Here is a 20,281-nt window from a genome sequence, read left to right on the forward strand (position 1 = left end):
AAGTAGAGGATTCCACTTCTCACCTCATTTCTCAGGGGAATAGGTAAATATGAATGAACTTAGTTTAAGTTTCGTTAGTATTTTTTTGCAGGTGGAGTAACTCTACCTGCAATTTTTATATATGGAGGTATATTACTATTAGTAAAGATGTTCAACACGAAATTAATAACGAGATCCGAGATCGCGAAATCCGTGTAATTGACGAAGCAGGTGAAATGTTGGGAGTCATGATGACTAAAGACGCTCAGAAACTAGCCGATGAAAAAAACTTAGATCTAGTGAAAGTTTCACCAAACGCTAAACCGCCGGTTTGTAAGATTCTTGACTACGGAAAGTATCGATATGAAGAAATTCAGCGATTAAAAGAAGCTAAGAAAAATCAAAAAGCTGTGGTTATTAAAGAAATACGTATGTCGGTTCGAGTTGAAGAGCATGATATTAATGTTAAAATTAAAAATTGCATCAAATTCTTGGAACAAGGTAGCCGAGTCAAAGTGGCTATTCGTTTCAGAGGCCGCGAAATGGCTTATACTGAACAGGGAAAAACGGTACTTCTTGATTTTGCAGAACGTGTTTCTGATCTCGCCGTGGTAGAAAAAAACCCGAAAATTGAAGGAAGAAATATGGTCATGTATTTAGCACCGAAAAAAGATAAATAAATCAACACGTTAATTGACTATCTGCTACTGGAACCGATCTATTTTTGATTAAGTTCCTCAGATCTAGTTTTTTATAAAAGACACCTTGTACAGGGAGGAGGAAATAGTTATGCCAAAAATGAAAACACACCGTGGTGCTGCAAAGCGTTTTAAAATAAAAAAATCAGGTTTTATTAAACGGACAAAAGCAGGAAAACGCCATATTCTTAACAAAAAAAGCAGTAAGCGAAAAAGAAACCTCAGAAAAGCGACTGGTTTGGCTCCTGGAGATGCTAAAGTAGTAATGAAAATGATCAAAATGGTAAAAAGATAATATTTGAAGATAGGAGGAAATAGATAATGCGAATTAAAAAAGGCGTTAATGCCAAAAAGAAACATAAAAAAGTACTTAAACTTGCTAAAGGCTATTATGGTGCTAAAAGTAAGTTATATAGATCAGCAAATGAAGCCGTTATGCGAGCACTCAGATCTTCATATGTTGGCCGAAAAGAAAAGAAACGAAATTTCAGAAGATTGTGGATCACTCGAATCAATGCTGGGGCAAGAATGCATGGTTTAAGCTATAGTAAATTTATGTTTGGTTTAAAACAGGCTGGTGTTGAAATTGACCGTAAAATCTTAGCAGATTTGGCAATGAATGATATTAGTGCATTCAATGATTTAGTTGACGTATCAAAGAAAAACATGAACTAATCGTACGAAAAACTTCTCAACGGATTATCCATGCTTGGGAAGTTTTTTTATTATATATTATTGTTGCTTTTTCAAAACAGAGTGTTAAAATAAGTATGGTTATCAAATATTTTAGGTGGAGACAAGATCATGGCAGAAAAGATACGTTGGAATTTTAATAAGTTTGTTGGACAGCGCTCCCCTGCGGAAATGTTGATTTATGGATTTGCTCTGGTTATCTTTTTAGGTACAATTCTTCTTACTCTGCCCATCGCCAGTGTATCAGGAGAGAGCGCTGGTTTAATCGACGCGTTGTTTACCGCCACCTCAGCTGTCTGTGTGACAGGCCTTGTGGTTGTGGATACGGGAACCTTTTGGTCAGTCTTCGGAAAATTCGTTATTATTTTTCTGATCCAGATTGGTGGTTTAGGTTTCATGTCACTGACCACCATGTTTTTTGTTCTGGCCGGGAAACGCATTACCATCAAAGATCGACTCTTGATTCAGTCTTCGGTGAATATGGATTCGATCTCTGGAATCGTTAAATTTACCAAATATATATTCTTTTCATCGCTTCTGATTGAAGGAATCGGGGCTTTATTGCTGGCACTTGTTTTTATTCCTGAATACGGATTTTTACAGGGGACTGCATATAGTTTTTTTCATGCCATTTCAGCTTTTTGCAATGCCGGTTTCGATCTGTTTGGGAACTATTCGAGTTTAACAAAATATGCGGGGAATTTTATTATTAATTTTGTTATTGGTGGTCTTGTTATCTTAGGTGGATTAGGTTTTGCTGTTACCAGTGATTTGATTAATGTGCGCAAGTTTGAAAAGATGAGTATGCATGCTAAACTGGTATTAACCGTTACAGGTGTTTTACTGATTGTTGGGTTTGTCTTCTTTTTTATATTTGAATATAATAACCCTCAAACCATGGGAAGCTTATCCCTTCCAGAAAAATTTTTGGCTGCTTTTTTTCAGTCCATAACACCGCGAACTGCTGGATATAATACTATCAATACAGCAGCGTTGACGCCGCCCTCACTTTTTTTAACCATGCTCTTTATGTTTATCGGTGCATCACCAGGATCTACTGGTGGGGGCGTTAAAACATCCACATTTGCCATTATTATTATGACTGTTGCCTCAGTGCTGCATGGTAAAAAAGATGTTTCTATTTTTAAACGAAGCATTTTAGGTCCAGCTATTCGCCGGGCAATTTCAGTAATTGTCATTGCTTTCGCTATTGTCATCCTGATGATTTTTGTGTTATTATGTACTGAACCCGAAGCTTCTTTTGAAACAATCGTTTTTGAAGTGCTTTCTGCATTTGGTACGGTTGGGTTAACGACGGGATTGACCCCACATTTATCTATTGCTGGGAAAATAGCCATCAGTATTACCATGTTTGTTGGTCGGCTAGGTCCTCTGACGGTAGCCTATGCTATATCACGAAGTGAAAAACGAGCCCGGGAAAACGTGGGTAATTTTAAATTGCCTGAAGGCAATATTATGATTGGCTAGAGGAGGAGTATTAATTGAAAGAAAAGCAGTTTGCAGTCCTTGGTTTAGGGCGTTTTGGTGAAGCACTTGCCATCACTCTTAGTGAGTTGGGCTGTAATGTTGTTGTTGTTGATAAAGACGAAGAAAAGATTCAAAACATCGCGAATTTGGTAACCTATGCGGTACAGGCCGACGTGACCGATATCAATGCGCTGAAGTCGATTGGTTTGAAAAATGTAGATGCTGTTGTTGTATCCATCACTTCTGATATTAACAGCAGCATCATGGGCATTGTCAATGCTCAGGAGTTGGGGATCAGCGAGATTTATGGGAAAGCAAATAATGCTCAGCATGAAAAAGTACTGCTTAAATTAGGGGTTAAAAAAGTATTTTCCCCTGAACGTGATATGGGTGAACGGGTTGCGCACAATCTTTTTTCTGGCGATTTTATCGACATTTTAGAGCTGGATACTAATCATTCCATTGTTGAAGTGGAGTCGCTCCATGTCTGGGAAGGAAAAACATTGGAGCAACTGAACTTGAGAGAAAAACACGGATTAAATGTGATTGCCATTCGTACTCTCGATGTATTAAATGCTTCGCCCTTGGCAAGTGATCTTATTCATCCTGGCGACAAACTGATTGTTATGGGTGAAAATCGATCCATTAATGAGATCAATAAACTATCCCGAAAAGATCATTAGCAATGTTTTTAGAAATCACTTCAAAAAATAATGAGCAAATTAAATATTTACGGAAACTCAGCAGTAAATCTTTTAGAGATGCGGAAGGGGCCTTTGTAATTGAGGGAACCAAATTGTTTCAAGAAGCCGTCAAAAAAAGATTGCAATTTAAACAAGTATTTATGACAAGTGAATGGCTAAAAACAAATGATGCCTTGTTCAACGAAAGTATGATAGAGCTGGTCGATAATGGTGTGCCCATCGCAATTGTTGCGGCTTCAATTCTAACATCCGTTTCCAACTTGCAAAAACCGGAAGGGATAATCTGTACGTTACCAAAAATGAGTGTCCAGCCAGGCATCTTTAAACGATCTATTTTATTAGAAGATGTTCAGGATCCCTACAATGTTGGTAGCATTATCAGAACTGCTGATGCGGCTGGCTTTGACTGTGTTGTAACATCGAATAAAACAGCAGATATTTATAACGAGAAAGTACTTCGGGGTTCCATGGGTTCAATCTTTCACCTGCCGATTTATCAAGTTGAATCGTTGCCAGTTTATGTAAAACACTTAAAAGAGCAGCTAGTCACCATCATTGGTACCTCTTTAACTGGTAGTTCCATATGGGAGCGCGAACCCCTTACCGAATCGTTTGCTATTATTATGGGAAATGAGTCCAGGGGGATGTCGGATAAGATGAGTGAGTGCTGTGACGTTTTACTTAAAATTCCTATTTGGGGACAGGCCGAGTCGCTTAATGTTGCAACCGCAGCAGGGATCATCATGTATGACCTGATCAGAGATTTTAAATAGATTATTTTCAGAACAGCATTAAACAAAAACTAAATAAATTATCAACAATGATAGAGCGAGTAAATAAATATTGAATTTTACAGAGAATAAATCCCAGGCTGAGAGATTTTGTGTTTAAATTTATTGAAGTTCCCTCTGGAGTTTTAGACGTGAACGTCATCTTTTGATGACCTTTAGCTTCTAACGTTAATTGCGTTAAAATTTTGAGTGAATACATAGAGTATTAATTTAAGGTGGTACCGCGGAATAATTTCGTCCTTTTTAGAAGGACGATTTTTTTAGTTAAATGATTAAAAAAGAACACTTAATAAGATAAAAAAGGGAGAATAAAATGGAGTTAGAACTCAAACAACTAAGAGATCGCTGTTTGGCTGATCTTAATGCTGTTGAAGAATTAAAAACGTTGGATAATGTGAGAATAAAGTACTTGGGCAAAAAAGGGGCACTGACCATCGCCCTTAAGGGAATGGGTAAGCTTTCCAACGAAGAGCGTCCAATAATTGGAAAATTGGCCAATGAAATACGGGAAGAAATTGAGAATAATATTTCAGCCCAGAAGCAGTCGCTTGAACAAAAGGAAATCGAAGCTCAGATCAAAGAAGAAAGCATCGATGTGTCCCTGCCGGGAAAAAAGCATCAAGTCGGAAATCTTCACCCGCTTACCACAACCGTTAATGAACTCAAGGAAATCTTTCTGGGGATGGGATTTTCCATTGCCGAAGGTCCGGAAATTGAATGGGCTAAATATAATTTTGACTACCTCAATGTTCCTCAGGATCACTCCGCTAGAGACTTGCAGGATACTTTTTATTATGAGGACGAGATTGTCCTGCGAACCCAGACCTCACCAGTACAGGTACGGGTTATGCAGCAGCAGAAGCCACCATTGCGGGTTATCTCACCAGGCCGAGTTTATCGTAGCGACGAAATAGATGCCACCCATTCGCCAGTTTTCCATCAAATGGAAGGTTTGGTCATCGACAAAGGGATTACCATGAGCGATCTCAAAGGAACCCTGGATTTATTTGCTAAAAAACTCTTTGGCGAACAGACCAAGACAAAATTCCGGCCCCACCAGTTTTATTTCACCGAACCAAGCGCGGAGATGGATGTCACCTGCTTTAAATGCGGTGGTGTCGGCTGCAAGGTTTGTAGCAACACCGGTTGGATTGAGATTCTTGGCTGCGGCATGGTTCACCCCAACGTTTTGCGGTTCTGTGGCATTGATCCCGAGCAGTACAGTGGCTTTGCCTTTGGGATGGGACTGGATCGAATAACGATGATCAAATATGGCATTAACGATCTGCGTTTATTATTTGAAAATGACTTGCGTTTTTTAGCGCAATTTAAATAGGAGGAACTATAACATGCTCGTTTCACTGAATTGGTTAAAAGAATTTGTTGATATAAAAATACCCCCTTATGATTTTGGCGAGGCTCTGACCATGTCGGGTACAAAAGTCGAAACATTAACGGTTGTTGCTGAAAATGTAATTAATATTTTTACTGGAAAAATCACCAAAATTGAACCTCATCCCAATGCCGATAAGCTAATTGTCTGTACGGTGGATATGGGAACTGACGAACGGGTGATTATTACGGCCGCTAAAAACGTCTTTGAAGGCGCGATCGTTCCGATTGCTGTTGATGGCGCTGTGATTGCCAATGGCACCAAAATCGGTACCAATGATTTTCGAGGACTGCTTTCACACGGGATGTTTTGCTCCATTGAAGAACTCGGTATGAACACCGATTTATTTTCCAAAGAAATCATGGAAGGGATTCTAATTCTCCCAGAAAATACCCCCCTGGGAATGGACGCCAGGGAACTGCTGTGGCTGGATGATGTGATCATTGATGTCGAATTGACGGCTAACCGCTCGGACTGCCAGTCCATCATCGGCATCGCCCGGGAGGCGTCAGCAACCCTGGATCTGCCGATGGCCGGTTTTACTACTTACTCTGCTATCGAAAGCTCAAATCAAATTGCTAATTATTTGTCGGTAAAGATTGAAGATCTGGCTTGTCCTCGTTATGTAGCCAAGATGCTAAAGGTAAAAAAAATTGAAGCATCACCGCTGTGGATGCAGATTAAGCTTCTAAACAGCGGAGTTCGTCCAATTAACAATATTGTTGACGTCACCAATTACGTAATGCTCGAACTGGGCCAACCACTTCATGCCTTTGATTATCATAGTCTCCAGTCCAAGGAAATTGTGATTAAAACTACGACTGATAAAAAAATGATTACTCTTGATGATCAAGAGCGGGCCATTGATAAAACCATGTTGATGATCACAAACGGTAAGGAACCGGTGGCGATTGCCGGTGTAATGGGCGGAGAAAATTCAGAAATAACTGAAAAAACCAGCCTTATTGTTCTGGAGTCTGCCAACTTTAACAAAAGCAGTGTGCGTTTAACAGCCAAGCAACTGGGTCTTAGAACCGAGGCATCGTCACGTTTTGAAAAAGGCGTTGATCCTGAATTAGCAGGTATTGCCGCCCTGCGAGCAACTCATTTACTCTTAGAAATCGGCGCTTGTGAAGTCATTGAAGGGCTGATTGATGTTTATCCGAGTGTTGTATCCTTAAAAAAAGTCATCCTGGATGTTAATTGGTTCAATGCCTTTGTCGGTATTTCGCTCTCAAAGGATGAAATTTCAAAAATACTGGCCCGTTTATTCTTTAAGGTCGAATCAATCGACGATCATATTCTGGCAGTTGAGGTTCCTAGTTATCGGATGGATATTGAACTTAAAGAAGATCTGGCTGAAGAAGTGGTCCGGATTTTTGGCTACGATATGATCCCCGGTACCATTATGGGAGGCGAAACCATGGTAGGGGGTAAAACACCAGTTCAAAAATTTGAAGACGCCCTTAAAAACATCCTGGTCGGTCAGGGGTATTATGAAACACTAACATCCTCTTTCACCAGTGAAAAACGCCTTCAAGGGCTGAATTCACAGCTCGAAGACAACCTCATCCCGCTGATTAATCCATTGGGAGAAGAAAACAGTATTATGCGCCATACCCTCATCGGACATCAATTGGAAGTGATTTCACTAAACTATAATCGAAAAAATCCGTTTGGTCGTTTTTTTGAATTGGCAAATACCTATCGCAAAAATTTTAATCCCGGGGAGTTGCCCATAGAAGAACAGAAACTAGTAATGAGTAGCTATGGTAATGAGGATTATTTTGACTTAAAAGGAGTTGTCGAGCTATTACTTAAGCAGTGCGGAATCAAATATCCGGAATTTATTGCCGGCGGATCAGATTTCTTCCATCCCGGACGAAAAGCTGAAGTTTTCGTAGATGGCGTAAAATTAGGAGAAATCGGTGAGATTCATCCTGTTGTCGTCAAGAATTATGAACTGCCAAAGCGGTGTTATGTATGCCAGTTGTCTTTTGAGGCACTTTACAATTGTTCTTCGCTGGTTAATAAATTTATCGATTTACCAAAATTTCCGGCATCAAACAGGGACTTGGCTATTTTATTGAAATCAGATATTCCGGCTACTGCAGTTGAAACAATTATCCGCAAAAATAGTGGTGATATTTTCGAAAGTATCGAATTATTTGATGTCTATACGGGGGCTCAAATACCAGATGGTTATAAGAGTTTGGCCTATGCGTTAAACTTCAGACATCGCGAACGGACGCTAAACGACAATGATATCAATCCGGTGATCGATCAAATCATTTGCGAACTCAAACGATCATTTGACGCTCAGCTTCGCGAATAATTAATGCAATTACGGGTATGAATCATATATATGAGATTATTATTGGCCTTTTACAATTAAAAGGGGTCGGACGCCAGAAAATTAAGCTGCTGCTAGAAATTATTACCTCGCCCCAGGTTCTTTCATTCCGAGAGGTGGTGGAAATCGGTCAAACTTTTCATATTATTACAAGTCAAATCGGACGAGTTGAGATTGAGCAAGCCATTGCGGATGCCAAACGGCTCGTCGATGAATGCGAAGAGCTGGGGATTCAATGCAAATCCTATTTAGATGATGGTTTTCCAGTGTGTCTTGATTTTAATGATCATCCGATCTTACTGTATTATATCGGAGATCTTGAAATCTTAAATCAACCCAAACGGGCCGCGGTTATCGGTAGTCGCACGCCGTCTCAACTGGGAGCGGATTTTGCTTTTCAGGCCGGTAAGATTCTTGCCGAAAATAATTTTGTCGTGATTAGTGGCCTGGCCGCCGGATCAGATTGTTATGGACATCGTGGTTGTCTGGCCGCCGGGGGAAAGACAGTGGCATTTTTGCCTTCAGGTTTGGTTCGGCTTTATCCGGGTTCGAATAAAGAATTGGCAGAAAGGATTTGTGATCATGGCGGTTGCCTGATCTCAGAATACAATCACCATGAAACGGTTCAGCCTTATAAATTTGTCGAACGAGATCGCCTGCAAAGTGGCACCAGTCAGTTTGTGATTGTCTCTAACTTTTCGCCGGGTAGCGGAACCATCCATACGCTGAGTTACGCTAACAAATACAAGAAGCCGATTTACTCCATCCCGGTTGTTTATGATCAATCAAGAGATGGATTTGAATACATCACTCAGAAGCACATCAACTTTCAGATCATCGAAAACACAAAACTGATGCAAGTGATCGAAAATTATTAATTGATAAATCATTTGTGTTTTTTAAGTTTATTACATATAATAGAGTGGAACACAATTTACCACTTAGAAATTTATTTCGCAGGAGGAAAAAATGCCTGAACAAACAATAATGGAATTACGCATATTAGATACTGAATTTAATTTAAAGGCAAAGGGAAACGAAGAGCATATCAAACTTGTCTCTGATTATGTCAATGCCGAGTTGGAACGCGTCAAGGCGGCTAATCCTTTTACTAATCACATTCGGATTGCAATTCTAGGCTGTATGAACATAACTGAGCGACTTTTTATTGCAGAAGAAGAAATTCGTACCAGTGAAGAAGTAAAAGCGAAGGAAATTGGCGAGATTAAACTAGTCCGAGATGAACTTGAGAAAACGAATGACTTATTAGATGCAGAAAAAGGAAAATATGAGACTCTGGCGGAAGAAAAAGAGTTGCTACAAAAAGAATTAGACGAAAAAAATGATTTACTGGCTCAATACCGTGAGCATTTGCGACAAAGTAAAATTGAAAGCGAAACCAGTCGTAAAACGATTTTAGACTTGCAGAATCAACTATTTGAAAGCCAGATTGAATTAGTAAAAGCAAACAAAAATCATATTGAAAAAGACGTTTTTAAAAATATTGAAGACAAAATGAAATTAGAATAAGATTATCAATTAAAAAAAAGATGTGAAAACATCTTTTTTTTGTTTAGAATTTACGCATTAATCCGGTAACCTTACCTAAAATTTTGATATCTTCTTCATTGCAGATAATGGGGTCCATAGTCTTATTTTCGGGTTGGAGCCTGATTTTATTGGTGTCTTCATAAAAGATACGTTTTACCGTAGCTTCATTATCTTCAAGCAGAAGGACCACAACAATTTCACTATTACTTGCCGTTTCCTGTTTTCTGACGATAATTTTATCACCATCAAGGATGCCGGCATCAATCATGCTGGTCCCCTTAACTTCAAGAATAAACGCGCTATCTGTTCCTGCAAAATCTAAGGGCAACGGAAAAACATCGGTGATATTCTCAATCGCGAGAATTGGCGCTCCGGCTGTTACACAACCTAAAATTGGCAGTGAAACAACTGTTTTTTCATCGAAGTAACTTGATATTGTTTCGTTAGGATCGTGACGAAGAACTTCGATGGCCCGGGTTTTCGTTGCATCCCGTTTAATATAACCCAGTTCCTCCAGCTTTTTTAAGTAAGTGTGAGCAGTGGAGGTCGATTTTAGATTAACAGCGGCACATATTTCCCGTACAGATGGGGGATAACGCTTATCTCGCATTTGAGCTTCAATGAATTTTAATATTGCAAACTGTTTGCTGTTTAAATCCTCGTACATTAGCATTCCTCCAAATTTTTATAACTTATTATAACATATCCTAAGAATAAAAACAAACGTAAGTTCTTTCTATAAATCATACTCTTAGTCATCACTTTCAAATTGAGATAAGGGATTTTGATTGAGAGTATCGCGAAGGGTTTCTTCGTTGATATGGGTATAGATCTGCGTTGTTGAAACATTTTGATGTCCCAGAATTTCCTGAACCGAGCGCAGATCCGCATTGCCATAGCGAAACATCAGGGTTGCCGCTGTATGTCTGAGCTTATGGACACTGATTTCGTCCGTATTGAGTCCACAACTGGCCAGATGTTTCTTTACCAGATGTTGAACTGCCCGATTACTGATAGGAGTATTCTGCTGACTGAGAAACAAATGGGGGGAGTCTGATTCCTGGCGGACTAAAAGATATCGATTGATCGCTTTCAAACAGGCATGGTTTAAGAAGACGGTACGTTCTTTATTACCTTTTCCAATGATCCGCAGGGCGTCATTTTTGATGTCCGTTATTTTTATTTGAGTGAGTTCGGAAAGACGCATTCCACAATTAAGAAATAACGTAACAATGGCAAAATCCCGTTCTTTATGACGACCGGTTATCCCTTTTAATAGATCCACGGCTTCATCCCATTCCAGATAACGGGCATGGCGAGCTGGTAGCTTGGGCATTTCGAGTTCTGTCACGGGGTTGGGAAGAAAATATTTTTGTTTATTACACAGATAATTAAAAAACGAGCGGAGTGAGGATACCTTTCGGCTACGGGCGGCGTCGGAATTATGCCGCTCCTTACTTGAATAGGAAAGAAACGCATAAAGAATACCCAGGTTGACTGCTTTTAAATCATCAAGCGTGACATCATCGATGGGAATCTCATCAAAGTCTAGGGATTGGGGAACCATCGCAAAATAACGCTTAATAAACCGAAAAAAGATGATCAGATCATAACGGTAAGCCTGAGCTGATTTTTCAGAATAACCTTTAATGGTCAAAACATAATTCAGAAATTCATCAATCAATGCGTTTTTTAAAATTATTCGATCAGTTTTATTTGTTGGGGGTGTCATGACAAGTACTCCTAAATTTATTTGGTATTTATGTAGTGCGTAAAGACAAGATCAGAACAGTTCATGAAGGTAACCAGGCGGCTAAAATAGATTGATCTTAGTTTATCACATTTTATTCGTTTTGTCACGAAACTTACATTTCGTGACAAAACATTTTAGTCTCTTTAGCTGGTCTGACCATAACTACAGATCCAAAAAGAACGAAAATTCTGCATAGCTGCTGCAAAATTCCCGCTCTTCAGATTAATAACTGTTTTTAATCTTATTCCGTTCGTTCCCGAACAAAAAATCGAATCGGTGTTCCAAAGAAATCAAAGGTTTCCCGAATCTTGTTTTCAAGGTAACGCTGATATGAAAAATGGACTAAGGTCATATCATTGACAAACACCACAAATGTCGGCGGATTAATGGCGACCTGAGATGCATAGTATAATTTTAGTCGACGGCCATGTTTTGATGGCGGCTGCTTCATCATGACAAATTCGGCTAGTGCTTCATTGACCTTACCAGTAGTGATCCGTTTGGCGCTTTGTGCTTTTACATATTCGATGGTTTCAAATATTTTGCCCAGTCGTTGTCCGGTTTTGGCTGAGATAAAAATGATTGGCGCATAATCCATAAATGAAAGTGCGTCCCGAATATCCCCTTCCATCTTTTTCATGGTTTTATTGTCTTTTTCGACGGCGTCCCATTTATTGACAATAATAATCGATGGCTTGGACCGATTATGGGCAATCCCGGCAATTTTTGCATCCTGCTCGGTAACACCCTGAGATCCGTCTATCAGAACCAGTACAACCTGACTCCGTTCGACGGCAGCAATAGCTCTAACGATACTGTAACGTTCGATGTCTTCGTAGATTTTTTTCTTTCGACGTAATCCGGCGGTATCAATTAAAACATAGTCTTCCCCGTCGTATCTGACGCCAGTATCTACGGCATCCCTCGTTGTCCCTGGAATATCGCTGACAATCAGCCGCTCTTCGCCCAGCACCTTGTTAATTAGGGTCGATTTTCCGACATTCGGTTTACCGATGACAGCGACTCGCAGCCTTTCATCTTCCGTTTCTTCTTCGTCATAGTAATGCTTAACATGGTTAATGATCTCGTCCAGAAAATCGCCTAGACCCAAACCTTGTTCGGCCGAGATCGCCATTGGCTCTCCGATTCCCAGGTTATAGAATTCAAAGGCGTTGTTTTCCAGACCCTGGCTATCAACCTTGTTTACAGCTAATAAAACATCTTTGTCATGTTTCCTAATCATATTGGCAACTTCCAAATCTGAGGCGGTCATTCCTTCTCGACCGTCTACCATCAGGACAATCAGATCGGCCATATCAATGGCGATTTCCGCCTGGACCCGCATTTGCAATAGAATATCATCTTTGGTGTGGGGTTCGATCCCGCCGGTGTCAATCAGGGTAAAATGGTGGTTTTGCCATTCGGCGTCGGCGATGATCCGATCTCTTGTTACACCAGGAGTATCTTCGACGATGGCAATTCGTTCTCCAACTAATTTATTAAACAGGGTTGACTTTCCCACATTCGGGCGGCCAACCACTGCAACGATAGGCTTTGGCATTTTTTTCCTCACTTCATTTCTAATAATAATTTTATATTTGCATTTTTTATTTGTCTAATAATGCCTGCAGCAAGTCTTCACCCTGAACCGGAATGCTGTGGATGGTCACATTAAGGGCTTCGCCTAGCGTTTCCAGGGTCCAGTCGTCTAATAAGGTAGAAGTACCGCTGCGCAGGGCATTTTCTGGCAGCAGGAGTAAATCATAGGGATTTTTATCAAGCCGGGGTTTCATTTGGGTCAGTATGTCCGAACCGGTGAGCAGCCCGGATACGGTAATCGCCTCGCCAAAAAAGTGGTTGATGATCGGGAAAACGGTCAGATCGAGAGACGGAAGCTCCGTTTTAATCGCATCAACCAGATTACCAAGATAATCATAAGCAGCAGTTCCGGTCAGAATCCCAATTTTTATCGCGGTGATTTTAAGTGGTGAGTCAGTTTTTCTAACATTTATCGTCTGTAATGCTTCTTTAACGGAGGCTTTAAAATCGGCCATCATTCCTACCCCGTTTTCAATTTGGGGAAATCCGCTATAGTAAGTGCTTTCGGGAATGGGGCTCTGCGCCAGTAAAAAAAACTCGTCGCTGGGATAGACAAATCCATTATCGTATTTTTTTTCCATTTCATCATGAACGGAGTTAATAATATCCAGGGTTTTCAGTGCATCATCCTGACTAAAAAGACGCAGTTTTTCTAAGCCTTGGCGATGGTTTGAAAGGCCCACCGGAACCACTGAAACAGATTGAAGAACGGGATAAAGCGCTTTTAAATCATGCAACGTCTTTTCTAATTCGATACCATCATTAAAATCCGGTACCAGTACGATTTGTCCGTTCATCGCGATGCCATTATCATAAAAGGTCGTTAGATAGGACATCACATCTCCGGCGAAACGGTTTTTAAGCATCTTGATCCTTAAATTGGGATTGGTGGTATGAATGGATAGATTCATAGGCATTATGCGGTAGCGAATAATCCGATTCAGTTCATCGGGAGTAAGATTCGTCATGGTAATATAATTGCCAGTTAAAAATGACAAACGCTCATCGTCATCTTTTACATAAAGGCTATCTCTCATGCCAATCGGCAACTGATCGATAAAACAGAAGATACAATTATTCTTGCATGTTTTTGTTCCAATCATCTCTTCTGGAAACGTAACACCTAAATCTTCTTCGTATTCTTTCTCAATATCCAGTTCCCAGATTTCACCATCCGGTTTTTTTATTTCAACAACTAAGGCGTCGTCGGCAATCAGATAGCGGTAATCGAGGATATCAGTTACCGCCATTCCATTGATCGACAGGAGGATGTCCCCCGCCTCAACTTCCATTTCATCAAGAATGCTATTATTTTCGACGCCGTTTATTATAAATTTTTTCAACACATCTCTCTGTTTCTTTACAATTTAAAAACTGCCTAGCAAAACCAGCTGGCAGTTCTCCTTGTCTATTATATAATATTTTCAGAGAAAAAAAAACCTATTTAAGAATTTTTCCCAATTAAAGCGGTCTTTTAATGATTTATCTAAGTAAACAGTGGAAAGTTTCTTATTTTCCGATGGGACAGGCAACGACACATAGGCCGCAGACAACGCCCCTGCCGATATGGTGAAATGCTTCTTTCATATGCTGGCTGCAGCTATAGGCATCATAAAGCTCATTTCGCGGCATTCCAGGTTCCCAGATCCGCCCTTCTATGGCCATTGCCGGGCAGGCTTTGACACAGGCCCGGCAGGAACCGCAAGCACTTTCGGTAACCGGCTCACCCACAATTAGAGGTGCATTGGTTAAAATTGTACCCATGCGCACGCGGGGTCCGTAGCGCTGATGAATAAATAAGGCACTGCGCCCAATCCACCCTAAACCAGATAAAACCGCTGCTGTTTTGTGCTGAAATGCTCCGGTAAATTGATCTTTTGGATCTGAGACTGACTGCGATGCGGCAATAGCTACACCGGGGTAGCCGTCGGCTTCCAGTTCTAATAGAATTCGTAGGCAGATGTCATCGATGAGACGGTTAACACTCCGATAGTGATTGAAATAAGTTTGAGTGGGTTCATCTTCGATCTGGTTTAAAATACCATTTGATAGCTTTATTATAACGGAAATGCCGCGTTTAAAACCTATTCGTTTTTTAACAGGCAACATTGATAAATCTGAGAATCCGATTTCAGTGGCACCCATTGCCTGACCCAGACGGATAATTCTCTGGTTATAAGGTTTTTGTTGTGAGGAGAGATTGTTACACTTGTTTTTTTTCATTTTTTCCTCTTTTTTACATAGAAATTGGGAAATTATATCATTGTTATGTTACAATATCATTAGAAAAATAAAGGTGGTGATATGGATGATCTTTAATTCTGAGCAGCAGGCTGAGGATAAACTAATCATACTCTATGTCTTGAAAAAAATCAAAACTTCGTTAACCCGTGAACAGGTCGCTCTGATAATAATTGAAAACTTACAGATTGGCTATTTTGATATTCAGTTATATATTGATGATCTGATCAAAGATGAATTTCTTTCTGTGTTAGATTATGACGAAAAATCAGTGCTTACCTTATCTGCAATGGGCAAGGAAACATTGAAGGTTTTTCATGAAAAAATCCCCATTTATATTACTGAAATGATCGACCGTTATCTTGAAGAAAACAGAGAGAAAATTTTTAAAGAAGTTAAAGTAACCGCTAACTATCAGAAATTAGGTGAAACTGATTATCTCATCGAGTTGAAATTGCAAGAAAACAACATGGTTTTAATGGAAATTTCATTGAATGCGCCGACCTTAAAGCTGGCTCTGGATGTCTGCGATCGCTGGAAAAAAAATACCCAGGATCTTTATTCATCAGTATTGAATCTCTTAACCTGATAGTGCTAAAGTCTAGCTCATTAAAAGGTTCGCCACAGGGGGGTAATCCCCCATGGGCAACCTTTTTTTTATTTGTTGTGTGTTCCAATGACATCACGTTTGATCCGATCTTCAACACGACGATTTAGCCACATAATAGCCGTTTCAATATGGACTAACGCCATCGCATTTTCAGTACATTCAAACTCACCTTCCTGGAACAACTTTAAACGATCCCTGACAATCTCAAGTAAATCAGAATCAATCACTCCGACTTCAGATCCGGGTTCTTGTCGAGCCCCTTTTTGAAACTTAATTCTAGCAAGCTCAACCGGGTCCTCGTCATCCTTTGTTCGAATTACATATTCACGACAGGCATTTCCGACTCCTTTTTCAGCAACTCGATAAACCTCATTTAAATTGCCTTTGTACTGAACTGTTGTTAGTTTTTCACCCATGTTACCGCCCTCTTTTCACCCTAATTTAGGTTCTTATTTGAATACACTCGTTTATACCCAAAACCGAGTTGTTAATGCATTTTCATTTCCTAATATATTCAAAATAATTTAAGCTCAATTATAAGGCAACATGAATCTAAAAATAGCATGCTCATAAACTGATTTTGTGACTCATTAAGTGAGATGAAATTTCACTTAGTTCTTTTCAACATTGACGTTTTTAATTATACGTGAAATTTGAAAACGCTTGACAAAAGCTCTTCTTCATAATATTATTGTTAAAAGGCATTTTACTAAAAGATGCCTGATGTAGCAACGGAGCTTCTAATATACTATATCACAATGCGTATATTTTATGGAAGTTCTTTTTTTGGCTTATCGACATTAGATTTGGAGGAAGTATAATTGATTAAACTTCAAGATGTAAATAAATTTTTTGGTGCAAATCATGTCCTGAAAGATATTAACCTAACCGTGGCGGAAGGCGAAAAACTGGTTATTATTGGTCCCTCAGGTTCAGGTAAGAGTACTACCGTACGTTGTATGAATTTTTTAGAAGCGCCCACTTCTGGGCATGTTTTTATTGATGGTGAAGAGCTCACTCAAAAAAACAAAATTCAACTTGTTCGCCGGACATCAGCCATGGTATTTCAAAGTTTTAATTTGTACCCGCATAAAACGGTGTCAGAAAATCTGACACTGGCACCGATAAAATTGCAACATGTTCCAAAAGAAGAAGCTATTGAAAAAGCACGAAAATACTTAGCCATCGTTGGTCTGAGCGAAAAAGAAAATGCGTATCCATCAACTTTATCTGGTGGACAACAACAACGTGTAGCGATTGCCAGAGCTCTCGCAACTGAACGAAAGATTCTCCTTTTTGATGAACCGACTTCCGCGCTTGACCCTGAAACTGTTCAGGAAGTGCTTGATGTCATGATCAAACTATCAAAAGAAAATATTACGATGGTGGTTGTAACTCATGAAATGGGTTTTGCTCGTGTTGTTGCCGATCGTGTCATCTTTATGGATGACGGCCGAATTGTGGAAGAAGGAAAACCGGAACATTTCTTTGAAAATCCTTCGGAGGAGCGAACGAAACTTTTTCTCAGTAAGATCTTGCGTTAATTTCTAATATCAGAACGATATTAGGTATTATAATTTTTATTAATTAGGAGGAAAATGATTATGAAAAAGGTACTCTCTGCTCTGTTTATTTTATGCCTGGTGTTTACCTTGGCAGCTTGTTCATCTTCGACTGAAAAAAAGGATACTGCTACCACTGATGGCAGTCTCGATGCAGTTGTTAAAGCAGGTGTTTTAAGAGTCGGTGTTAAAGAAGACGTTCCCAACTTCGGTCTTCGCAATACCGCTACCGGTGAAATCGAGGGTTTTGAAATTGATATTGTCAAACTTCTGGCAAAAGAAATTCTTGGCGATGAAAATGCTTATGAATTAACTCCAGTAACCGCTAAAACCCGGGGGCCATTGCTTGACAATGGTGAAGTTGATCTCGTTATTGCGACATTTACGATAACTGATGAACGAAAATTAACTTATAACTTCTCTACTCCCTACTACGAAGATGCGGTTGGCCTGTTAGTCAAAAAAGATGCTGGTTACAAAGGTCTTGCGGACATGAATGGCGCAGCAATCGGTGTTGCTCAAAGCGCAACATCAAAAGAAGCCGTTCAAAAAGTAGCGGACGAACTCGGTATTACTGTATCTTTCTCTGAATATGCGACCTATCCAGAAATCAAGGCGGCATTAGACTCCGGACGTGTCAATGCCTTCTGTGTTGATGGATCAATCCTTGGTGGATACGTTGATGACTCAACCATGATTTTACCAGATCGATTCGCACCTCAACAGTATGGTGTTACATCAAAACTTGACAGCCTAGCTCTGACAGAAGCTGTTGACGGATACATCAATGGCTGGCTTGAAGATGGTACCATTGAAGGCCTAATCGCAAAATGGGGACTTAACTATTAATGAAAAGTTCTAATCCTTTTGCCTTATGGCGTTGGGAGAAGATGTTTGGAGAATGGCAAATGTTTGGCGAAGGGTTTCTGCGAACAATTGAGGTCGCAGCCCTCGCCTTAGTCCTTGCTCTTGTTCTGGGTGTTATTTTTGGCGTTATCTCAACTTCAAACAATAAAATAATGCGGGGACTAGCAAGGGTTTATGTTGAGTTCTTTCAAAATACTCCTCTGGTTATACAGGTTTTCTTTATGTACAATGGTCTGGCAATTGCCGGACTACGGCTAAGTGTGTTTGTAATTGGTGTTTTAGGGGTGGGTATTTATCATGGTGCTTATGTTTCTGAGGTTGTTAAAACCGGAATTACCTCAATCTCAGTAGGACAAGTTGAAGCTGCAAAGTCTCAGGGGTTTACTTATATCCAATATATGCGTTTTATTATTCTACCTCAGACCATCAAAATCGTCCTCCCTCCGCTCACAAATCAGGCTGTCAATCTGATTAAAAACACGTCAGTACTGGCGATGATATCAGGTTTTGATCTCATGTATATGGCTGATTCCTGGGCATCATCCAGTCTTGACTATGGTCCATCCTATGTATTTGCCGGTTTCTTATATTTTATGCTCTGTTTCCCATTGGCAACTTGGGCAAGAAAATACGAAGAACGCCTCAAAAACAAGGATACTACACACATTCCTTTTGATCCAAGTGAGGAGGCGGTAACATGCTAGAAGTTTTTTCAAATGTATTTACGCCTTCAAACGTCGAGTTTTTAGCGAAGGGAATGGTGTTAACATTAACGCTTTCTGTATCAGTTGTTATTATCTCGATTCTTTTCGGCACCATATTGGCGTTGCTCCGAACCTATGAAAAACGATTTTTGGGTAAGTTAGCCGGAGTCTATATTGAAATGTTTCGAAATACACCGCTACTCCTCTGGATTCTGGTGTGCTGTTTTATGATTCCATATGGTACCATTGTCATTCGTGGCGGGTTGGCATTGACATTATATACTTCAGCAGTCATTGCTGAAATCGTCCGTGGTGGTTTAAATTCAGTCGCCGAAGGGCAATTTGAAGCGGCCAAGTCCCAGGGCTTTACGCTAATTCAAACATTGATATTTATTGTTCTCCCTCAATGTTTTAAAAGTATTATTCCCTCTCTGTTATCGCAAGTTATTACGACTGTCAAAGATACGTCATTTTTACAGGTCGTTGCGATTCCTGAATATACCCGTAGTGGTTTTGTTGTTATGGGACGATATACCACAACACCGGAGGTCTTTATGATCTTTTCGGTACTAGCAGTTGGTTATTTTGTGATTTGTTTCAGCCTTTCTTGTGTCGTCCGCGGCTATCAAAAAAGAACTGAAATCGTTCGGTAATGTCGTAATGAACCAAAACTATATAAGTCCTATTTTTGTAAACACTGATAAAGTCATGGATTTTCTTTGAATCCATGACTTTGCTTTGGGGCTAAGGATCGCATTATTTCTGTATTGTTGCACCCATTTTTTCACCGTAAGGCATTTCGAAGGCCTCCTCCTGTGGAATTTGTAGATAGTGATAAGCTAACTGGGCGGTTGCACCAATCAATTTCATACAATGCACCCGTCTGTCTTTTCCATGCCAATCATCAAAAGGCTCACAGATATTACGACAGGTTGTACATCCGTTAGCTTCTTTAAACTCCCGGACAAGATTGTTATAACGACGGTAATATTTTTTTCCGACTTCGGCGCCTCGAACATCGGAATCGATACTCCAGGGATCTTTTCTGCCATGGACGGCACTGTTTGCCATCACTGCCGCCGACAAAGCACCGCAGGTTTCACCGCAAAGCCCAATTCCCCCGCCAAAGCCGGTACACATAGCGACGGTTTCTTTAGGAACATCCAGAACACCGGCGCGAATCAAAGCATCGTAGACGCTTTCGGCGCAATTCAAGCCATTTTTGAAATTTTCGATCGCATAATCGTTGACTAATTGTTTTTTTTCATTATTCATTTTATCTCTCTTTTCAAATT

22 protein-coding genes and 2 other annotated features (1 of these 24 running past the window's edge) are annotated in these 20,281 nt (G+C 40.0%); of the genes, 15 read left to right on the forward strand and 7 right to left on the reverse strand.

The features are described from left to right. Positions 1–124 (forward strand) — a sequence feature (ribosomal protein L20 leader region); it begins 6 nt to the left of the window's first position. Between the two features lie 7 nt (positions 125–131). The 10 genes from infC to zapA all read left to right on the forward strand — a co-directional run bounded on the left by infC (position 132) and on the right by zapA (position 9,629). Then, positions 132–659 carry a translation initiation factor IF-3 gene (infC, locus tag U2P91_RS06065; RefSeq protein ID WP_111886888.1) on the forward strand — a complete coding sequence of 176 codons (528 nt, stop codon included), beginning with the start codon at positions 132–134 and terminating at the stop codon, positions 657–659. 109 nt (positions 660–768) lie between these two features. Then, positions 769–972 (forward strand): 50S ribosomal protein L35, encoded by a 204-nt coding sequence (gene rpmI / locus U2P91_RS06070; RefSeq protein WP_026393216.1) that lies wholly within the window; start codon positions 769–771, stop codon positions 970–972. A 23-nt stretch (positions 973–995) separates the two neighbouring features. Then, positions 996–1,352 carry a 50S ribosomal protein L20 gene (rplT, locus tag U2P91_RS06075; RefSeq protein ID WP_111886889.1) on the forward strand — a complete coding sequence of 119 codons (357 nt, stop codon included), beginning with the start codon at positions 996–998 and terminating at the stop codon, positions 1,350–1,352. Between the two features lie 129 nt (positions 1,353–1,481). Beyond that, complete coding sequence (locus U2P91_RS06080) at positions 1,482–2,858, forward strand: TrkH family potassium uptake protein (protein ID WP_322519268.1); 1,377 nt, start codon at positions 1,482–1,484, stop codon at positions 2,856–2,858. Between the two features lie 14 nt (positions 2,859–2,872). After that, entirely contained in the window at positions 2,873–3,541 is a 669-nt protein-coding gene (locus U2P91_RS06085) for a potassium channel family protein (protein WP_111886891.1), read from the forward strand. Between the two features lie 2 nt (positions 3,542–3,543). After that, positions 3,544–4,335, forward strand: a complete 792-nt coding sequence (locus U2P91_RS06090) for a TrmH family RNA methyltransferase (protein WP_111886892.1) — start codon at positions 3,544–3,546, stop codon at positions 4,333–4,335. Between the two features lie 38 nt (positions 4,336–4,373). Beyond that, positions 4,374–4,598: a binding site (T-box leader), on the forward strand. Positions 4,599–4,666: 68 nt separating this feature from the next. After that, positions 4,667–5,689: a phenylalanine--tRNA ligase subunit alpha gene (pheS, locus tag U2P91_RS06095; RefSeq protein WP_111886893.1), complete on the forward strand. Its 1,023-nt coding sequence runs from the start codon at positions 4,667–4,669 to the stop codon at positions 5,687–5,689. Positions 5,690–5,702: 13 nt separating this feature from the next. After that, positions 5,703–8,081, forward strand: a complete 2,379-nt coding sequence (gene pheT / locus U2P91_RS06100) for a phenylalanine--tRNA ligase subunit beta (RefSeq protein ID WP_111886894.1) — start codon at positions 5,703–5,705, stop codon at positions 8,079–8,081. Between the two features lie 17 nt (positions 8,082–8,098). Beyond that, a complete protein-coding gene (locus tag U2P91_RS06105; protein ID WP_111886895.1) occupies positions 8,099–8,977 on the forward strand; it encodes a DNA-processing protein DprA in 879 nt (292 codons plus the stop codon). A 91-nt stretch (positions 8,978–9,068) separates the two neighbouring features. After that, positions 9,069–9,629 carry a cell division protein ZapA gene (gene zapA / locus U2P91_RS06110; protein ID WP_242988582.1) on the forward strand — a complete coding sequence of 187 codons (561 nt, stop codon included), beginning with the start codon at positions 9,069–9,071 and terminating at the stop codon, positions 9,627–9,629. A 43-nt stretch (positions 9,630–9,672) separates the two neighbouring features. Here zapA and lexA read toward each other — a convergent pair whose 3' ends face one another. The 5 genes from lexA to U2P91_RS06135 all read right to left on the reverse strand — a co-directional run bounded on the left by lexA (position 9,673) and on the right by U2P91_RS06135 (position 15,225). Further along, positions 9,673–10,317 (reverse strand): transcriptional repressor LexA, encoded by a 645-nt coding sequence (gene lexA / locus U2P91_RS06115; RefSeq protein WP_111886896.1) that lies wholly within the window; start codon positions 10,315–10,317, stop codon positions 9,673–9,675. An 84-nt stretch (positions 10,318–10,401) separates the two neighbouring features. Continuing rightward, positions 10,402–11,382 (reverse strand): tyrosine recombinase XerC, encoded by a 981-nt coding sequence (locus U2P91_RS06120; protein WP_111886897.1) that lies wholly within the window; start codon positions 11,380–11,382, stop codon positions 10,402–10,404. Between the two features lie 262 nt (positions 11,383–11,644). Next, positions 11,645–12,964 (reverse strand): ribosome biogenesis GTPase Der, encoded by a 1,320-nt coding sequence (gene der, locus U2P91_RS06125; protein WP_111886898.1) that lies wholly within the window; start codon positions 12,962–12,964, stop codon positions 11,645–11,647. Positions 12,965–13,010: 46 nt separating this feature from the next. Beyond that, complete coding sequence (locus U2P91_RS06130) at positions 13,011–14,348, reverse strand: DUF512 domain-containing protein (protein ID WP_111886899.1); 1,338 nt, start codon at positions 14,346–14,348, stop codon at positions 13,011–13,013. A gap of 163 nt (positions 14,349–14,511) precedes the next feature. Continuing rightward, positions 14,512–15,225, reverse strand: a complete 714-nt coding sequence (locus U2P91_RS06135) for a 4Fe-4S double cluster binding domain-containing protein (protein ID WP_322519269.1) — start codon at positions 15,223–15,225, stop codon at positions 14,512–14,514. Positions 15,226–15,310: 85 nt separating this feature from the next. Here U2P91_RS06135 and U2P91_RS06140 point away from each other — a divergent pair, with 85 nt between their 5' ends. Beyond that, positions 15,311–15,832, forward strand: a complete 522-nt coding sequence (locus U2P91_RS06140) for a DUF4364 family protein (protein WP_111886900.1) — start codon at positions 15,311–15,313, stop codon at positions 15,830–15,832. A gap of 68 nt (positions 15,833–15,900) precedes the next feature. Here U2P91_RS06140 and U2P91_RS06145 read toward each other — a convergent pair whose 3' ends face one another. Next, positions 15,901–16,269 carry an ABC transporter ATPase gene (locus tag U2P91_RS06145; RefSeq protein WP_111886901.1) on the reverse strand — a complete coding sequence of 123 codons (369 nt, stop codon included), beginning with the start codon at positions 16,267–16,269 and terminating at the stop codon, positions 15,901–15,903. A 405-nt stretch (positions 16,270–16,674) separates the two neighbouring features. On the opposite strand from U2P91_RS06145, the gene U2P91_RS06150 reads away from it, so the two are divergent. From U2P91_RS06150 to U2P91_RS06165, 4 genes are read left to right on the forward strand one after another with little or no spacing between them, the layout of a single operon-like run. After that, positions 16,675–17,397 (forward strand): amino acid ABC transporter ATP-binding protein, encoded by a 723-nt coding sequence (locus tag U2P91_RS06150; protein WP_111886902.1) that lies wholly within the window; start codon positions 16,675–16,677, stop codon positions 17,395–17,397. 54 nt (positions 17,398–17,451) lie between these two features. After that, entirely contained in the window at positions 17,452–18,264 is an 813-nt protein-coding gene (locus U2P91_RS06155; protein WP_111886903.1) for a transporter substrate-binding domain-containing protein, read from the forward strand. After that, positions 18,264–18,986, forward strand: a complete 723-nt coding sequence (locus tag U2P91_RS06160) for an amino acid ABC transporter permease (RefSeq protein ID WP_111886904.1) — start codon at positions 18,264–18,266, stop codon at positions 18,984–18,986. Before U2P91_RS06155 ends, U2P91_RS06160 begins: the two co-directional genes overlap by 1 nt. Further along, a complete protein-coding gene (locus U2P91_RS06165) occupies positions 18,980–19,639 on the forward strand; it encodes an amino acid ABC transporter permease (RefSeq protein WP_111886905.1) in 660 nt (219 codons plus the stop codon). Before U2P91_RS06160 ends, U2P91_RS06165 begins: the two co-directional genes overlap by 7 nt. Positions 19,640–19,742: 103 nt before the next feature. On the opposite strand, the gene U2P91_RS06170 is transcribed toward U2P91_RS06165, so the two are convergent. Beyond that, on the reverse strand, positions 19,743–20,261 hold the full coding sequence (locus tag U2P91_RS06170; protein WP_111889662.1) for a C-GCAxxG-C-C family protein: 519 nt from the start codon (positions 20,259–20,261) through the stop codon (positions 19,743–19,745). Between the last annotated feature and the right edge of the window lie 20 nt (positions 20,262–20,281).

Source organism: Acetobacterium sp. K1/6, from assembly GCF_034438075.1.
Classification (GTDB): Bacteria; Bacillota; Clostridia; order Eubacteriales; family Eubacteriaceae; genus Acetobacterium; species Acetobacterium carbinolicum.

Bases quoted from the DNA above. Each gene is read 5' to 3' on its own strand.
- rpmI (WP_026393216.1), top strand. From the start codon at position 769: ATGCCAAAAATGAAAACACACCGTGGTGCTGCAAAGCGTTTTAAAATA.
- U2P91_RS06080 (WP_322519268.1), top strand. From the start codon at position 1,482: ATGGCAGAAAAGATACGTTGGAATTTTAATAAGTTTGTTGGACAGCGC.
- U2P91_RS06090 (WP_111886892.1), top strand. From the start codon at position 3,544: ATGTTTTTAGAAATCACTTCAAAAAATAATGAGCAAATTAAATATTTA.
- pheS (WP_111886893.1), top strand. From the start codon at position 4,667: ATGGAGTTAGAACTCAAACAACTAAGAGATCGCTGTTTGGCTGATCTT.
- pheT (WP_111886894.1), top strand. From the start codon at position 5,703: ATGCTCGTTTCACTGAATTGGTTAAAAGAATTTGTTGATATAAAAATA.
- U2P91_RS06105 (WP_111886895.1), top strand. From the start codon at position 8,099: ATGAATCATATATATGAGATTATTATTGGCCTTTTACAATTAAAAGGG.
- zapA (WP_242988582.1), top strand. From the start codon at position 9,069: ATGCCTGAACAAACAATAATGGAATTACGCATATTAGATACTGAATTT.
- lexA (WP_111886896.1), bottom strand. From the start codon at position 10,317: ATGTACGAGGATTTAAACAGCAAACAGTTTGCAATATTAAAATTCATT.
- U2P91_RS06120 (WP_111886897.1), bottom strand. From the start codon at position 11,382: ATGACACCCCCAACAAATAAAACTGATCGAATAATTTTAAAAAACGCA.
- der (WP_111886898.1), bottom strand. From the start codon at position 12,964: ATGCCAAAGCCTATCGTTGCAGTGGTTGGCCGCCCGAATGTGGGAAAG.
- U2P91_RS06135 (WP_322519269.1), bottom strand. From the start codon at position 15,225: ATGAAAAAAAACAAGTGTAACAATCTCTCCTCACAACAAAAACCTTAT.
- U2P91_RS06140 (WP_111886900.1), top strand. From the start codon at position 15,311: ATGATCTTTAATTCTGAGCAGCAGGCTGAGGATAAACTAATCATACTC.
- U2P91_RS06145 (WP_111886901.1), bottom strand. From the start codon at position 16,269: ATGGGTGAAAAACTAACAACAGTTCAGTACAAAGGCAATTTAAATGAG.
- U2P91_RS06155 (WP_111886903.1), top strand. From the start codon at position 17,452: ATGATTATGAAAAAGGTACTCTCTGCTCTGTTTATTTTATGCCTGGTG.
- U2P91_RS06160 (WP_111886904.1), top strand. From the start codon at position 18,264: ATGAAAAGTTCTAATCCTTTTGCCTTATGGCGTTGGGAGAAGATGTTT.
- U2P91_RS06165 (WP_111886905.1), top strand. From the start codon at position 18,980: ATGCTAGAAGTTTTTTCAAATGTATTTACGCCTTCAAACGTCGAGTTT.
- U2P91_RS06170 (WP_111889662.1), bottom strand. From the start codon at position 20,261: ATGAATAATGAAAAAAAACAATTAGTCAACGATTATGCGATCGAAAAT.